Here is a 15,931-nt window from a genome sequence, read left to right as displayed (position 1 = left end):
TTAACAATTGCTACACTATTTGTGCTAGAGGAGAAAAAACTTTGAACAATCAAATCATGGAACTCATGGGAAAGCCAGATACATATACGACAGGATTTAGGTTTGGCTTTTGAGATGAAAAGGATTCGTTGTCTCAAAATCCGTAGCTTGGAAAATCAGAAGAGAACTCGTTTTTGCTGAATACAGGATTGATTTGGACATCCAAATATTCATACAATTCGAACAAGCCTTGGTCGTCAAATATCTTCATCATCACAGGGAGATAGTTTAACTTATCCATGTATATAATCATGTGAGGTGAATAATCCGTAGGTATCCACAGTGTCATGCCTGGGACTACCTGATCATAGTCTTGATCCAGTTTGTTTTTCTCCAATATCATAAAACCGCTCAATTTTAAACGATTCTCGATGGAGACCAAAGTCTCTCCATTTTTAACCGTGTACTCTATGTACTTAAAGTAGGGATTCTTCAACTCTATGGCATAACAGTCCTTGCCTTCCCATTGGGTGGAATTAATTTTGCTTATCATGGTTTTAGATTCTTCACCATATTTATTCACGATGTGTTCTAGGATCGACATGACTAGTTTGTATCCACTGTCTTGAATGGTGTGATGTTGATTGGTGCGCATGATGTCTCCCGTAGGGTCTAGTTTGAGAGTGATCCATGGAAAGCTAATGGGGTTGATAAAAGCTTTTCCATCATTGAGACCTGCACAATAGAGCACTTCTAATCCTTTGTTAGGTTCTTGTTGATTTGTGTATACTTTGTATGGATTGATAGATAATTTGACCTTACTGACTTGTATCAGAAGTTTACCATCTACACGCTCAGTCTTCTTCATGGTAAACTTCATGGATGAAACAGACTTAGCGGCGCTGAACATGTTTTGCGCCAGTTCATAGCCTGTTTGTGCCAGAGTCACATGAGATGAACCTATAAAGAGTACCCATAGGAGGAGTCTAAAATACTTTATTCTCCAACCGACTTCAGTACATTTTTTTTTCATTGCGGCAAGATAGAAGAAATCGGTAAAGAGCCTGCTTAAACTAAGCTCTTTACCGATTTTTCCTTCCTTCTGGCAATTTGCTTGGCTAGGAGGCCATCGACAGGAGAGAAGATGAAGGCCAAGGTAAAGAATACACCTGCCATGGTGGACATAGCACCCGCAATCGATCCATCTAGCCATACTGCCAGATAGTAGCCTGTAAAGGATACCAGTACACCCAATATGACTGTGATACCCAACATGCGCTTGAAGTTGTCGGTGAGTAGATAGGCGGTAGCAGGAGGAGCAATCAACAAGGCTACAACCAAGATTGCCCCTACAGATTCGAAAGAAGCCACAGTGGTCAACGACACAGCACTCATGAGCAAGTAGTGCCACAGGGCAGTAGAAATCCCAATCGCTGAGGCAAAAGCTGGGTCAAAGGTAGTGACATGGAGTTCCTTATAACCCAAGGTGATGAACAACAGCACAATCAGCAAGACTCCACCTGTTACATACAGAGGTCTTGGGCCATAAATCACCCCGTTAGTCCCAATCCACAGATCCAATGGTACATAAGCAATCTCGCCATACAAGACACAGTCTTGATCGAGATCCACTTCACCTGCAAACACGGAGATCAAAATGACTCCCAATGCAAACAACCAAGTGAAAGTCACACCAATAGAAGCATCGGATTGCAGATTGCCTTTTTTGTGAAAAAACTCGATGAGAAAGGTTGTCAATACGCCGATGATGCCTGCACCAATCAACATAGTAAAGGAGTCCCTGCTGCCACTGATCAAAAATGCAATGACGATACCAGGTAGGACGGCATGGGAGATGGCATCTCCGACCATGGCCATTTTCCTCAAGATCAGAAAACAACCCAAGAGTCCACATGAGATGGCCACCAAAGAACCTGTCGCTATGATGTAGAATGAATCCATTAGTTTTTAGTCATATTTTGGTCGTAAGGGATCGCTGAGCTGTGCGGATCACTAGCTGGATACTGCAGCAGAGCTTCTAGGCGACTCTCCAACTCTGGTGTCAAGATGTGCTCGATATTATCAGCATCCTCATGCACATGGTCAGGAGCTATACGCAAATATTGGGTGAGGTATACTTCCCACAGACGGTGCAATTTGACGATACGCTGTCCTTTGATTTTGCCTTCAGTGGTGAGACTCCATTTGTTGTCGTTGATGCGCAGGTAGCCTTGCAGCAGCAGTCGTCTTAGGCCTTTTTTCAAGGCTTTTAGTTCGATGGGACGCTTAGTCCGCAGCTCCTCAATGTTTCTTGATTTTTGATGATCTCCATCTTCTTCTGACAATTGGTAAAACAGCTTCAGGATATTTTCACTCAAAATTCTTTTCCTGATCTGGTATTGGCGATAGATTTTGTAAAATATGCCTTTGCCTGGAGCGACAAAGAAAGAAATCAAGGCCAGCATAGAAACGACCAATACAATCCATGGTCCCGTAGGCATGGCTGGAGCGGTGTAGGAGATAAATGCACCAGAGATACCTGAGATTGCCCCAAATACAGCTGCAATCAACAGCATGACACCCAAGCGATCTGTCCAGAACCTAGCTGCAGCAGCAGGAGTAATCAGCATGGCCGCCATCAACACGACCCCCACAGCCTGTATGCCAGTCACCACCGCCAAGACCGTGAGAGTTGTCAAGACGAGTTCCAGTCTCTTGACGGGATACCCAATGGACTTGGCAAAATTCTCATCAAAGGAAATAAGTGCAAGTTCTTTGTAAAAAAGAAAGACCACAATGACCAACAAGATACTGATTGCACTGAAAACGATCAAATCTTGACCTACCAAGGCTGCTGCCTTGCCAAAGAGAAAAGAATCCAGTCCAGTTTGGGCGGCATTGCCAGAGTGCTGAATCATCGTGAGTAGCAAGATGCCAATCCCGAAGAACACCGACAGAATCAGACCTATCGATGTATCTTCTTTGATCTTGCTGGATCGGGTGATGTAGTCGATCAGTACCAGAGCCAACCAACCCGTCACAAATGCACCTATGATAAGGTAAAATGGGTTTTTGGTTCCTGTGAGCAAAAAGGAAAGACAGATACCTGGCAGCACGGAGTGTGCAACAGCATCACCGACCAAGGCTTTTTTCTTAAGGAAAGTAAAACAACCCACCAAAGCAGAGCTCACCGCCAGCAAAACAGAACCAGCCGCGACATACCGGACATTGGGGTCTTGAAACGAAAAGAAAGCAATCAAATCATCCATTAGGTTACGTCTCTGGTTGGAAAATCTTGTTTCTTCAGCAACTGTCCTACGTCTGAGAGGATGGTCAATTTACCTCCATAGGTCTCTTGCAATAATTCTTGGGTGAATACCTGATCCACTGGTCCAGAAGCTACGAGACGGGTATTGAGCTGTACTACCCAGTCGAAGTACTTGGTGACTGTCTGTAGGTCATGATGAACGACTACTACTGTTTTGCCCTGTGCAGACATTTGCTTGAGGATGCCTATGATGGCTTTTTCTGTAGCGGCATCTACGCCAGCAAATGGCTCATCCATGAAATAAAGATCAGCGTTCTGAGCCAAGGCCCTTGCTAAAAAGACTCTCTGCTGCTGACCACCTGACAATTGACTGATCTGGCGGTGTGCATAATCCTTCATTTTTACTTGCTCGATGGCATAGTCTGCCGCTTCGTAATCCGCCTTGCGTGGGCGTTTGAATAGACCCACTTTGGCATACCTGCCCATGACGACTACATCTCTGACCGAGGCAGGGAAGTCCCAATCCACAGATTCCTTTTGCGGTACATAGCTGACCTTGCCTCTGAACTCTTTGAGCGAACCGCCAAACAACTCCACCCAACCACTGCTGAGCGGAACCAAACCCATGATGGCTTTGATCAAGGTTGATTTTCCAGCTCCGTTGGGGCCGATGACACCAACTAGCGAACCTTTGGGTAGTGTCATGTCTACACCCCATAGCACGGGTTTGCGACTATAGGTTACCGTAAGGTCGTGTACTTCGAGAATGGGATTTTCTACGTTAACTATCATTTCAGTGCGTTTACGATGGTCTGAACATTGGTGTGTACCATGCCGATATACGTGCCTTCGAACTGTCCAAAAGGTCCCATGGCATCAGAGTACAAGTTGCCCCCGATCACGATCTCATGACCCTTTTCTCGGCAACCTTCTACTACAGCGTTGATGGCTTTTTTTGATACAGAGGTCTCTACAAAGACTGCTTTGATCTGACTCGAAGAGATGGAGTTGACCAGCTGGGTGATGTCTTTTAGTCCAGGCTCGGATAGGGTAGAGATGCCTTGCAAACCTTGGACTTCTATGTCGTAGGCATCTCCGAAATAGCCGAAAGCATCGTGCGCCGTAATCAACACTCTTTGGTTTTTAGGGATCGTAGCGATGGCTGATCGTACGGCTTGATCCAATGAATCCAGCTGTGCAAGGTATCTTTTAGCATTGTTGCTGTAGTAGCTGGCATTTGCCTCGTCATAGGTGATCAAGTAGGAGCTGACTGATTCTACTGCGCGAGACCACAGCTTGACATCAAACCAAATATGAGGATCGTAGGTCCCCTGAAATGCTTCACTTTCTCTCAACAGACTGTCTGGAATGATGGAACTGACCGCTTCTACGTGCTTGATTCTGGCTAGTTTTTCGAATACTTCTCCCATTTTTCCCTCCAAGTGCAGGCCATTGTAGAATACAATATCTGCTTCTCTCAATTTTTGCAGGTCGCCCTGTGTGGCTTTGTAGAGATGCGGATCTACGCCTGGCCCCATGAGCGCTTGTGCCGTGACTTTTTCTCCACCGATGTTGATCACTGCGTCGTAGATCATACCAGTGGTAGTCACGATATTGATGATGCCAGTTGGTTTCTCGTTGGCTTTTGGTTTGCAAGAAGCTAGACCTATAAGGATGAGAAAAGAAAACAGTATGCTTGCTACTCGATTTCGGTTAATTATGTCATTTCGACGATAGGAGAAATCTAAGCGATTAGGCATAGCCTTCTTGCCTGCGGCATGCAGGTCTCCTTTGTTCATATGGTAGCTTTTTTGGTCTTGAATCATATATAATTATTCAGTAACTAGCAGATTGTCTGCTACTTGTTTGGATATAAATAGGTTAGGATAGCCTAGGATTTCTATTTGCATCGACCCATCAAAGGCATTGATGTCCTTGACAGTGATTTTAGATCCTAGGGAGATATTAATTTTGTCTAGATGCGCCAGAAAGTTAGATTCTGAGTTTTCTACTCCAGTCACGATGACTTGTTTGTCCAATTTCACATCTGTGAGTGGTATTTTTTTTCCGATCACAATCTCCCCATTTTCGTCTGGGATCGGGTCACCATGTGGGTCTATTTTTGGAAATCCCAAAAAGGCATCTAGCTTTTTGACCAAAACAGGAGATTTGATGTGCTCCAACTGTTCGGCAATATCGTGTACTTCGTCCCATTTGAATTGTAGTTTGTCCACTAGAAATACCTCCCATAACCTATGCTTTCGCACCACCTGTAGTGCTGACTTTTTGCCTTTGGCGGAGACATTGACACCTTTGTATTTTTGATAAGATACATAACCCTTGTCACTGAGCTTTTTGATCATGTCACTGACTGAGGCAGGTTTGGTCTTGAGGACTTCTGAGATGGCATTGGTGCTGACAGCATGTCTTCCAGATTCGGATAGGTGGTAGATGGCCTTGAGATAATTTTCTTCTGCGTAACTGAGCATGCAATCATGGTTTGAATCAGTCAAAGGTAGAAATATTTTTAGATATATCTAAAAATTTGTTTTGATGTTCATTGTTGGAAAAGGATCGACCCTTTTCCTTTTGGTTTATATATTTCTAAACTATTGTAACAATTCGTTGACTACCTTTTTTGAGATCGCTTAGGATTCATGTACTTTACATAAGTTCGTCGACATAGATGAACCATGATTTTCTTTCTGGATTTATGAGCCTGACCCATGACGATATATTTCAAAAAGTAGACGATCAACTACGTCAATATCTATTGTTGCCTCTTGAGGAACAAATCAATGCTGAGTGTGAAAACATGTTGGCCATCATCAAAGTTGTCAGCAATGACGAGAACGCAGTGGTCAACAATGCTTATGAAGAGATCGCTGTACGCAATGATTTGCTACATGAATTGATAGATGAAATGTGGGATCTTCCCGAAGTGAAAACCATTAGGGAGCTATATCCCACTTTGATGGAGAGTTTGGAAGATTTGTTTGGGCTGGTAGATTCCAAAGTAGTCATGACACAGAGTAACGATCGTTACCATAGTTTCGTCAATGATAGTCTTAGAATCAAAGGGATCAAATTACTCAAGAGAATTTTTTTGGCGCTTGGTCAACTTCCTACTAAGTCGTTCAATTTGTTTGTCAAAGAGAAGCGAGAGCTTCACAATTGGCGGCAGACCGTACCTTATCAATATTTGGTAATCCGCCATTATCATTCATTTCTGCTTGATGATTTGAAACAAATTACCAATCTGTTTTTTGGTAGTTTGATCAAGGAATACCTGACATTGAAAACTTGGCAAGAGACTGCCTCATTGGATGGGAATCAGTTGGCAGTCAAACCTTCTACGATGCGAGAGCAAGTTTTGGAGTTCAAGAAACAAATTTTGATTGATGTCAATCAGAAATTGAGCCAGCTGATGATGATGCGCAAGCAGTCTTTCATCAGAGAGTATTCCAAAGCAGGTACCATAGAGTTGCCCAGTAGTAAACTGACTGCAGCCAAAACTGATAAGCAGAGAAAGGAATCTGAAGCCAAGTGGCAAGCCAACAATGTACAGTGGAAGAATACCATTTATGCTCTTTTTGAGGATTGGCGATCGGATTTGGATATAGACACACTTCGTTGCAAAACCTTGGCTGAGTTGGAAGATTTTAAAGAGATCCAAACCAACAAGCTGGCAGAATACATTGACCCTGATATTGACCAAATAGAGGGATTTATTCAAGAAGCTTTGGATTCTTTGGAACAAAAGCACGAGTCGATTCAAAAAGAACTCAAGCGGATCAACTACCAAACAGTCAAGCAGCTTGACAAAGATTGGGTGCCTCAGCTCTGCGAGAAGCTTTCTAACCAAACGATTGTGAATCGCATCGACAAACTAGAAGTCACCGTTTGTCAAATCGTAGAAGAGTTGTCTGATGAGCATATCGTGGTAAAATCAGGTACTTATGATCGTCCACTGCGTGAGGATGATTTTACCAAGATTTCAATCAATGAGTTGATCACCTTTGAAACCCTGGTTGTATTTGAGAATGAATTGGCAAGGCGAAAAGCACAATTGTTTTCTGCCTTAGAAAAGGCTGCTGATGACGCCAAGGATCTCGATCATATCATTACGTTTAGCTTGTCGTCGGCCATAGCGGCCCTAGAAGAAGGCAAGCAAGACAAAGAAGTGTTGGCCATCGCTACCGAAGGGTTCAAACGTGCCTCTGCTAGATTGAGGGATATTAGGCGTCAGCTCGAAGAAGCCCTCCATGTCAATATCCAAGAATTGGAAGTCGTAGTAATGGACTTTTGTACCAGTCTCATAGCACTCACTGAGAACGAAAATACTCGAGAACTCAAGCTCAGAATCACCAAGGCGAAGGCTGCCATGTCTGCCATGGAAATGCGTACAGAGATTCAGGACCAAATCAAGACACAGAGCGTCAAGTGGTTGACCTATACCAGAGAAGCCGCCACAACTGTGCGTATGTTCTTGAAGCGCTGGAGCGGTAGGTTTATCCTGACGGCTGGTAAACCAGAGCTGACCAAGCAGGTTTCTGATTTTCTCCATGAGTCACGGATGGCACTGGCCAAGTTACCAGTGGTCTATCAACGGCTGTTTCACATCGAACCTCTCGAAGACATGGAATTGTTTGAGGGTAGGGAAGAAGAGCATGAACAATTGGTGGCAGCTTTTGAGAACTGGAAGTTGGGCAGGTATGGCGCTACGGTTGTGCTTGGAGAGAAATGGGGTGGTTTAACTAGTTTCATCAACCATGCGGTGAAAGAAGCTGGTTTTTCATACTCTATCACTAGATATGCTTTTGAGCAGAACCTGTCCTCCGAACAAGATTTTTATGCCTTGATGAGAGAGATCGTGCAAAAGGATTCGTTGACTACCATGGATGAGTTTGTGGACTATTTCAACCAGGGTCCTAAGAGAGTCATGATCTTGGAAGATTTACAAAACTTGTTTTTGCGCAAGGTGGATGGTTTTGCAGGCCTATTAGCCTTGTCTCATTTGGTAAGCAGGACGGGCCATCATATTTTTTGGATTACTACCAGTACCATCTATAGCTGGATGTACCTACAACGTACAATACGCTTAGATGAATATTTTAGCTACATCATCGAACTCGGTGACATGACCAGCCAGCAAATCATCAATATCGTATGGAAGCGAAACAAAATTAGCGGTTACAACATCCGATTTGAACCTGACACTTCATGGATGTCTGACAAGAAATTCATCAAAATGACGGAGGCAGAGCAACAGTCGAGATTGAAACAGAAATTCTTTGACGAACTCAATGACTTTGCCAAAAGCAACGTAAGTATGGCTTTGATTTTCTGGTTGCTCTCTACCAAGACAATAGAAAACAACATGATCACAATTGGCACGTTTCAGCATCCCAACCTGAACTTCCTGAAATCATTGGATATGGAAAAAGTGTACATGCTACATGCCCTGATTCTTCATGATGGTTTGACTGTATCTCAGGTGAGTGAGGTATTGATGCGACCACAGTCCAGCTGCCAGCTCATGATCTTGGCACTGCTGGAGGATGGGGTGATTTTTCAAGAGAAATCTGTTTATGTCATCAATCCGATTGTGTATCGGGGTATGATCAACTTGCTCAAGTCTAAGAATTTAATCCATTAATTATGAACAGATTATTGTACATAGTGCTTTTTCTCTTGGTTTTGAGTGGAATAGCAGTAGGTCAGGATAGCTCCAAAGTGGACAAGGCTATGCAGGAGATTGATAACGTCATCAATACCTCAATTAAAAAGGATACAGCTAATCAATCTACAAAATCGGAAGGAGAGAGTATTAAAAAATTGGTAGATGGACCTCCAGATTTAGGAGAGTTTGTGTCGTTATCTGAGATTTTCTGGACTTTGACCTTGATTGTAATGGGGTATTTTGCGATCAAATTCAGTTCGAGGATCTTGGAGCTACTAGCAGAAAAGAGCACTCAGTACAGGATCACCATCAAGAGTTTGATTCCTGTGGTGAAGATACTGGGATGGGTATTTATCATCATTATCATTGTGATGGGCGTTTTTCAGCCACCTGCTACCACCATTTTGGCATTTTCTGCTTCTGTAGGAGTAGCCGTAGGTTTTGCTTCACAGGACATACTCAAGAACATATTTGGAGGGATCATGATTCTATTTGACAGGCCATTCAATGCGGGAGACAAGATCGAAGTGGGGGATCACTATGGAGAGGTCGTAGAGATTGGTTTGCGTTCTACCCGCATTCTCACACCAGACGATAGTCTTGTTTCGATTCCTAATGGTGAAATCATGAACAAGGCGGTCTCCAATGCCAATTCAGGTGAACCCAATTGTCAGGTGGTAGCAGAGATATATCTGCCTATAGATGTCGATACGATAAAGGTTCGTGCCATTGCTACACAAGCTGCCCAAGTATCCAAATATGTTTATGTCAATAAACCGATTACAGTGATTTTTGTCAATGATATCAAGCACAATACTGTCATATATAAAATGCGTCTCAAAGCCTACGTATTGGATATCCGAGATGAGTTTAAGTTCATGAGTGAAATGACAGAGATTGTGATCAAAAAACTGATCGAAGAAGGGATTATGCCTGGAACGAATAAATAGATGATTATAACATAAGAAAACAAAAAAGGACTCACATGAGTCCTTTTTTGTTTTCTTATGTTCACAACATTCTTACTTGTTGGTACCTACGTTGTTCAAGTCTTCGAAAGCAACTTTCAATCTTGTTACCAATGATTGCTCAGCAGCTCTTGTCCATACTCTAGGATCATATACTTTCTTGTTTGGAGCATCAGCACCTTCAGGGTTACCAATTTGTCCTTGTAGATATTCCTTTTTGTTTTCGTAGTATCTTCTGATACCATCCCAGTATGACCACTGCAAGTCAGTATCGATGTTCATTTTGATCGCACCGTAAGAAATCGCTTCTCTGATTTCTTCTCTGCTGGATCCTGATCCACCGTGAAATACAAAGTTTACTGGGTTATGACCTGTATTGTATTTCTTTTGGATGAAATCCTGAGAGTTCTTTAGAATTTTAGGAGTCAATTTGACGTTACCTGGTTTGTACACACCGTGTACGTTTCCGAAAGCAGCTGCTATCGTAAATTTATCACTTATTTTGCCTAGTTCTTCGTAAGCATAAGCTACTTCTTCTGGTTGAGTGTATAGCTTTGACTCGTCTACAGAAGAGTTGTCTACACCATCTTCTTCACCACCTGTGATACCCAATTCAATTTCTAGCGTCATGCCCATTTTAGACATTCTCGCCAAATATTTTTTACAAGTTTCGATGTTTTCTTCGATTGGTTCTTCTGACAAATCGATCATGTGAGAAGAGAAAAGTGATTTTCCAGTTCTGGCGAAAAACTCTTCACTTGCATCCAACATGCCATCAATCCATGGCAATAATTTCTTAGCACAATGATCTGTATTTAAGATAACAGTTACACCGTAGGCCTCTGCCATCATGTGTACGTGGTGTGCACCAGCTACTGCTCCTGCAATCGCTGCCTTTTCACCTTCATTTGATAGTCCTTTTCCTGCATTGAATATTGCTCCTCCGTTTGAGAATTGCACCATCACTGGTGACTGTAAATCTCTCGCAGTTTCTAATACAGCATTGATAGAACTGCTTCCAATTACGTTGGCAGCTGGCAATGCGAATTGGTTTTCATTCGCGTACCTTAATAATTCGCTAACTTCATCTCCTGTTAGTACCCCTGGTTTAAATTTCATATTTGTAATATTAATTAATTGATATGCAGGGCAAATATATGTATTTGTACTAAGATATATTACCTATTAGAACTCAATATCCTTGGGGATTCTAAGTTAATTCGCTGCATTTGAAACCACCATGAATAGTTTAATCTCATAAAATGGAGCTAATAAAACGAAGCAATGCTGCCATGCAAGGAGTACTGCTTGCCTTTCATTAAAACTCAGAAAAGTGCCTGATCTTTTTGACGAAATAGAGATAGGGTAAAAAGCCTTGTCTTTTGATCCTAGTAGATACCCCAGGCAGCCGGGTGATAGATTTTCTTTTGTTGATGTTGTAGGGAAGTCGCATGATGAAATCTCTGTGTGCTTTGAGTACTGCCCAGAAGTGTTCTGCGGAGTTGTCTTTCCAGAACTTAATGGCAGACAACCAGTCTAGTCCCATACGTAGGGGAAGTTTCCAAATCAAGTCGAGTATTCCCTCATTCTTGAAAAGCATGGAGAGGTTGTTGCGAAAATTGTAATAGGTTTTTCGGGCGTTGCTTTTGGCTAGTGTGCCGCCACCGACATGATAGACGACACTTTCAGGAATACAATAGATCTGTTTGCCAGACAGTTGCATTCTCCAGCAGAGATCGATTTCTTCCATGTGCGCAAAAAAATCTTCGTCCAATCCTCCCAGTTTCTTGTAGTCTTCGGTGCGCACAAACATAGCTGCACCTGTAGCCCAGAATATTTCCAAATTTTGGTCATACTGACCCATGTCTTTCTCCAAAGTATCAAAGATTCTACCTCGGCAATAGGGGTAGGATAAGCTATCTATGAAACCACCTGCAGCACCAGCATATTCGAAATACTGCTTGTCGTGGAATGCTTTGATTTTGGGCTGACATGCGGAGATTTGTGTATCATGATCCATGAAGTTGATGATGGGATGGATCCATCCAGGCGTCACTTCTATGTCTGAATTGAGTAAGACACAATAGGTATGATCGATTTGTTCGATGGCTCTGTTGTAACCTCCAGTAAAGCCATAGTTTTTCTCAAAAGCAATCAGTCTCAGATCAGGGTGATTCTCTCTGAGGTAATCCAACGAGGCGTCAGTGGAGCCATTGTCTGCGACGATGACATCCGCTTCTTGACTGTATTTGACTACTGTGGGTAGAAATAGTCGGAGATAGTCTACACCATTGTAGTTCAGTATGACAACCGCGGTTTTAGCCATTAAACATATTGCCAAGGTCAAAGCCTGGGATGTTAGGCATCAATCCATCCGTGTGCTTTTTCATGTATTCTTTGGCCAGTGTATCCGCCTCTGCACTGGCTTTGTTGACTGCTGCTACGATCAGGTCTTGCAAGACATCTTTGTCAGCGGTATTGACCAAAGACTCATCTACTTCTACTTTGAGCAATTTTTTTTGTCCATTGACCAGTGCTTTGACCAGTCCAGCACCAGATTCTCCTTCTACTTCTATTTGGGCAAGTTCTTCTTGAGCTTCCTTCATCTTGGATTGAACTTCCTTGATCTTGCCCATCATTTTCATCATATCAAACATAGCATGTGTATATCAGTGGCGTAACAACAAAAAAGAGCCGGTTTGATTGTAATTTTTTCCAACTCCATCTTTAAAATATATCTTGTAAATGTAGGTGCCTTCTAGTTGTTTGTCGCCTTTGATGGTGCCATCCCAGCCATTGAGCAAATCTGAGGTTTGGTAGATGAGTATGCCCCAGCGATTGTATATCTCCATATGGAAATCGAATACGGCGGGCCCCTTTGCCACAAAACGATCATTCAAATTGTCTCCATCGGGTGTGAAAGCCTTGGGCAAGTACATTTGGGTTTTTAACCTGGATTCAATGACATTGGAATAGGTAAACTTTGGTTCTTCGTCCAGAGATTCTGCGCGTACTCTTATGTACTTTTCTTCCAAATCATTGACTGCAAACTCAATATCTTTTTGTCTACCACTTAGTACAGGGTACTCTTCCAGTACATTGCCTGCAGAGTCAATTCTTTCGATGGTGTATTTTCTGATGCCTTCGGTCCAAGTCTCGTACTTGTTCCACTCGTAGCTTACGATTTTTCCTCGGGCGGCAGTTTGTTTGAGAATGATCGGGTTAGTAAATGGCGATGGTGTGGCTTCATTGCCACAGTCATCATCATAGGTGATACGATAGGAATGTGTTCCGAAAAAATCTGCATCATCGTCTATGTAGGTGGTGTCCTTGGCTGTCGCAAGGTATCTCCACGAACGATTGTTGATGTTTTTTTGAACGATGTACTGTCTGAATGGGATATCTCCCGTGTTGGGTGCAGACCAGTTGAGTACTACTTCGTTTTCAAGATTGATACTAGAAATCGGATAACTCGTGATAGGGGGGAGTTCTCCAGATTGGGAGGCTATGATGGCAGTATCTAAGGCAAGAGATGAGCCTACAGTATAGACGGTTTGGACATTGTAGGTGTATTCTCTCTTGCAGATCACAGCAGTGTCGTTGAACGATTTGACTAAGGGGTCAGCGATATTTTGGAGTAGTGCATCGTTTCGGATAACATTGTAAGAATCAGCCTGGGTTTCGTCGGTTTTCCACTCAATCAAGTTGCCATCATCACTGGATTTAACATTGAAACGTACCGTGCAAATGATGTTGGATGGAATATTGACATCATGGCAGGCATCATAGGTTTTGATCTGAAAACAGTAATAATTGTTGGTTGTGTTGAGTTGGTCGATGAGTGTTTCTGCTCCAGTCACAGATTGCAGTGTGTCAAAGGAAGAACTGTTATTGTCCGATTGATATAGGTGGTAGATGGAGTTTTCTCCCAAGGTATGTGCCATTTGGACGTTGCCTGTCTTGGGGTGGTTCTTTTGTGTCTCCACAGAGGTGATGATTGGATCGACGATCTTATCAACGGAGGTAAAACCTCTATTGAGTACTGTACAATTGGGGGATGCATCTACAAACAGACCTTGTACATCGATGCGATAGTCTCCCTGTGCACCATAATCGTAGGAATTGGAGAAGGAGTTGGGGTTGACAATTTCAGAATCGGTCGCGGTGAAGTTTACTTTGTAGCTATCATAGTAATCGTCATCAATTTGCACTTTGACATGATGATCGTCGCAATTGTGGATGATGAATGAAGGTTCTGCTGGAGCAACTACCTCTACCAATATCGAATCCAGTTGGTTGTTCTCAAACTCACCTGTTTTGTTGTCCACAAACATGGTGAGGTAGTATTCACCAGGGGAGTCATAGGTGTGAAATAGATCTGTTTCGGGCAGTTTGTTCAGATCAAATCCTGTGTAGTAAAATTTGGGAGATTGAAATACTCCACCTGGATCGTTGATTGTCACATTGACTTGCCATCCTGTACATCCTTTGATGTAATCCACAGAAAATCGATTCTGGATACTAGCGTATTGTCCCGAGACCAGTTGAGGGATACAAACGATAAAGAACGCCAGTAAAATTGATTTGATATGCTGCAAAATATTCAAGTGATAGACCTGTTTGGATCGATTCTCAATCTAGTGACTATTCTTGATTTTAGAAATAAGATCTGCCTTTTTGAGTGATTCTTGTTCGCCACTGACCATGTTTTTTAGTGTGAAGGTTTCGTTTTGAATTTCTTCTTCTCCGATCACCACGACATAGGGCACTTGTTTGCCGTTGGCATAACTCATCTGCTTCTTCATTTTGGCATCATCGGGATAGAGTTCTGTGTTGATACCTTCCGCTCTCAGTGCGTTCATCAGTCGGATACCAGCCTTAGCAGTTTCTCCTCCGAAGTTGGCAATCATCACTTGCAGTGAAGAGGAGTTGGAGGCAGGGTAGAGATTGAGTTCTTCCAATACATCGTAGATTCTGTCCACACCAAAAGAAATACCCACGCCAGATACATCAGGCAATCCAAAAACACCCGTCAGGTTGTCATAGCGACCACCACCACAGATGCTGCCGATCTGTACGCTGTTGGCCTTCACCTCGAAAATACTGCCCGTGTAGTAGGAGAGTCCTCGGGCCAATGTCAAGTCCAACTCTAAGTGTGCATTTTCAATTTCGTAGGCACTGAGGTAACTCAATATCTCTTCGATCTCCGAAACACCTTTCAATCCGATTTCGCAATCCGCAAAAAAGCCCTTTAAGAAGTCAATGGACTGTTGGGTAGACTGATTGTTTTCAAAGATTGGGTCGAGCATTTTCAAGTTCTCAGCGGAGAAACCTGAGGCAACCATTTCTTCGATGACTTTGTCCTTTCCGATCTTGTCCAGTTTGTCTATCGACACACAAAAGGCAGTCTCTTTGCCTGGTGCACCGATTACTTCGGTGATGCCTGTGAGTACTTTTCTATTGTTGAGTTTGATGGTGAAATCCTCCAATTTCAAATCCGTGAATACGTCATTGATCATCATGATGATTTCTGCCTCACAGAGCAAAGAATCCGTACCGACTACATCGGCATCACACTGATAGAACTCACGGTAACGACCTTTTTGCGGACGATCTGCTCGCCATACGGGCTGGATCTGAAAACGCTTGAACGGAAAGGTGATTTCGTTCCTGTGCATGACGACAAAGCGTGCAAAGGGCACGGTCAAGTCATACCGCAGGCCCTTTTCTGATACTTTGGTCAAGAATGGCTTGCTGCCTTCTTGGTAGTCCGCTTCGGTGGTTTTGGATAGGTAGTCTCCCGAATTCAAAATCTTAAAGATCAATTGGTCGCCTTCATCGCCATATTTGCCAGTGAGGACGGATAGGTTTTCCATCGTAGGGGTTTCCAATTGCGAAAAGCCATACTTCTGGTAAACTGCTTTGATGGTGTTGAAGATGTAATTTCTCTTCACCATTTGGTCTGGTCCGAAATCTCTGGTACCTCTTGGGGTTGAAGGTTTTTGTACTGCCATGGATGTTTTAAAATTTGGG

The 15,931-nt window shown here is 43.0% G+C and carries 13 protein-coding genes; 2 read left to right on the top strand and 11 right to left on the bottom strand.

All coding sequences use genetic code 11. From position 1 onward, the window contains the following. Window positions 1-133 precede the first annotated feature (133 nt). Genes N6H18_RS15530 through N6H18_RS15505 form a run of 6 tightly spaced genes read right to left on the bottom strand, consistent with a single transcriptional unit; the run spans window position 134 to window position 5,736 of the window. Window positions 134-1,012, bottom strand: a complete 879-nt coding sequence (locus N6H18_RS15530; RefSeq protein WP_262309197.1) for a DUF1571 domain-containing protein — start codon at window positions 1,010-1,012, stop codon at window positions 134-136. A gap of 35 nt (window positions 1,013-1,047) precedes the next feature. Beyond that, window positions 1,048-1,941 carry a metal ABC transporter permease gene (locus tag N6H18_RS15525; protein ID WP_262309196.1) on the bottom strand — a complete coding sequence of 298 codons (894 nt, stop codon included), beginning with the start codon at window positions 1,939-1,941 and terminating at the stop codon, window positions 1,048-1,050. Further along, window positions 1,941-3,248: a metal ABC transporter permease gene (locus N6H18_RS15520; protein ID WP_262309195.1), complete on the bottom strand. Its 1,308-nt coding sequence runs from the start codon at window positions 3,246-3,248 to the stop codon at window positions 1,941-1,943. Before N6H18_RS15520 ends, N6H18_RS15525 begins: the two co-directional genes overlap by 1 nt. After that, a complete protein-coding gene (locus N6H18_RS15515; protein ID WP_262309194.1) occupies window positions 3,248-4,039 on the bottom strand; it encodes a metal ABC transporter ATP-binding protein in 792 nt (263 codons plus the stop codon). Before N6H18_RS15515 ends, N6H18_RS15520 begins: the two co-directional genes overlap by 1 nt. Further along, window positions 4,036-5,046, bottom strand: a complete 1,011-nt coding sequence (locus tag N6H18_RS15510) for a metal ABC transporter solute-binding protein, Zn/Mn family (protein ID WP_262309193.1) — start codon at window positions 5,044-5,046, stop codon at window positions 4,036-4,038. Before N6H18_RS15510 ends, N6H18_RS15515 begins: the two co-directional genes overlap by 4 nt. A 33-nt stretch (window positions 5,047-5,079) precedes the next feature. Further along, the gene (locus N6H18_RS15505) at window positions 5,080-5,736 is read right to left on the bottom strand and encodes a metal-dependent transcriptional regulator (protein ID WP_262309192.1); all 657 of its coding nucleotides are present in this window, start codon (window positions 5,734-5,736) and stop codon (window positions 5,080-5,082) included. 197 nt (window positions 5,737-5,933) lie between these two features. Between N6H18_RS15505 and N6H18_RS15500 the strand changes: the two genes are divergently transcribed. Together N6H18_RS15500 and N6H18_RS15495 are read left to right on the top strand one after the other, a co-directional pair. Then, window positions 5,934-8,906 (top strand): hypothetical protein, encoded by a 2,973-nt coding sequence (locus N6H18_RS15500; RefSeq protein WP_262309191.1) that lies wholly within the window; start codon window positions 5,934-5,936, stop codon window positions 8,904-8,906. 2 nt (window positions 8,907-8,908) lie between these two features. Continuing rightward, complete coding sequence (locus N6H18_RS15495; protein ID WP_262309190.1) at window positions 8,909-9,880, top strand: mechanosensitive ion channel family protein; 972 nt, start codon at window positions 8,909-8,911, stop codon at window positions 9,878-9,880. A gap of 72 nt (window positions 9,881-9,952) precedes the next feature. On the opposite strand, the gene fbaA is transcribed toward N6H18_RS15495, so the two are convergent. The 5 genes from fbaA to hisS form a co-directional block, all read right to left on the bottom strand. Continuing rightward, the gene (gene fbaA, locus N6H18_RS15490; RefSeq protein WP_323131519.1) at window positions 9,953-11,017 is read right to left on the bottom strand and encodes a class II fructose-bisphosphate aldolase; all 1,065 of its coding nucleotides are present in this window, start codon (window positions 11,015-11,017) and stop codon (window positions 9,953-9,955) included. Window positions 11,018-11,216: 199 nt separating this feature from the next. Further along, on the bottom strand, window positions 11,217-12,224 hold the full coding sequence (locus N6H18_RS15485; RefSeq protein WP_262309189.1) for a glycosyltransferase family 2 protein: 1,008 nt from the start codon (window positions 12,222-12,224) through the stop codon (window positions 11,217-11,219). Further along, window positions 12,217-12,555, bottom strand: a complete 339-nt coding sequence (locus N6H18_RS15480; protein WP_262309188.1) for a YbaB/EbfC family nucleoid-associated protein — start codon at window positions 12,553-12,555, stop codon at window positions 12,217-12,219. The genes N6H18_RS15485 and N6H18_RS15480 overlap by 8 nt, the downstream gene beginning before the upstream one ends. A gap of 12 nt (window positions 12,556-12,567) precedes the next feature. Next, window positions 12,568-14,505: a gliding motility-associated C-terminal domain-containing protein gene (locus N6H18_RS15475; protein WP_262309187.1), complete on the bottom strand. Its 1,938-nt coding sequence runs from the start codon at window positions 14,503-14,505 to the stop codon at window positions 12,568-12,570. 30 nt (window positions 14,506-14,535) lie between these two features. Next, complete coding sequence (hisS, locus tag N6H18_RS15470) at window positions 14,536-15,912, bottom strand: histidine--tRNA ligase (protein WP_262309186.1); 1,377 nt, start codon at window positions 15,910-15,912, stop codon at window positions 14,536-14,538. Window positions 15,913-15,931: the final 19 nt, after the last annotated feature.

This window comes from Reichenbachiella agarivorans (genome assembly GCF_025502585.1).
Classification (GTDB): domain Bacteria; phylum Bacteroidota; class Bacteroidia; order Cytophagales; family Cyclobacteriaceae; genus Reichenbachiella; species Reichenbachiella agarivorans.
Note: the sequence above shows the minus strand (reverse complement) of the source record. Positions and strands in the feature narration are given on the sequence as shown.

Excerpts from the sequence above, each read along its gene's own strand:
- N6H18_RS15510 (WP_262309193.1), bottom strand. The coding sequence starts at position 5,046 with ATGAACAAAGGAGACCTGCATGCCGCAGGCAAGAAGGCTATGCCTAAT.
- N6H18_RS15525 (WP_262309196.1), bottom strand. The coding sequence starts at position 1,941 with ATGGATTCATTCTACATCATAGCGACAGGTTCTTTGGTGGCCATCTCA.
- N6H18_RS15480 (WP_262309188.1), bottom strand. The coding sequence starts at position 12,555 with ATGTTTGATATGATGAAAATGATGGGCAAGATCAAGGAAGTTCAATCC.
- N6H18_RS15485 (WP_262309189.1), bottom strand. The coding sequence starts at position 12,224 with ATGGCTAAAACCGCGGTTGTCATACTGAACTACAATGGTGTAGACTAT.
- fbaA (WP_323131519.1), bottom strand. The coding sequence starts at position 11,017 with ATGAAATTTAAACCAGGGGTACTAACAGGAGATGAAGTTAGCGAATTA.
- hisS (WP_262309186.1), bottom strand. The coding sequence starts at position 15,912 with ATGGCAGTACAAAAACCTTCAACCCCAAGAGGTACCAGAGATTTCGGA.
- N6H18_RS15500 (WP_262309191.1), top strand. The coding sequence starts at position 5,934 with ATGAACCATGATTTTCTTTCTGGATTTATGAGCCTGACCCATGACGAT.
- N6H18_RS15505 (WP_262309192.1), bottom strand. The coding sequence starts at position 5,736 with ATGCTCAGTTACGCAGAAGAAAATTATCTCAAGGCCATCTACCACCTA.
- N6H18_RS15520 (WP_262309195.1), bottom strand. The coding sequence starts at position 3,248 with ATGGATGATTTGATTGCTTTCTTTTCGTTTCAAGACCCCAATGTCCGG.
- N6H18_RS15495 (WP_262309190.1), top strand. The coding sequence starts at position 8,909 with ATGAACAGATTATTGTACATAGTGCTTTTTCTCTTGGTTTTGAGTGGA.
- N6H18_RS15515 (WP_262309194.1), bottom strand. The coding sequence starts at position 4,039 with ATGATAGTTAACGTAGAAAATCCCATTCTCGAAGTACACGACCTTACG.
- N6H18_RS15530 (WP_262309197.1), bottom strand. The coding sequence starts at position 1,012 with ATGAAAAAAAAATGTACTGAAGTCGGTTGGAGAATAAAGTATTTTAGA.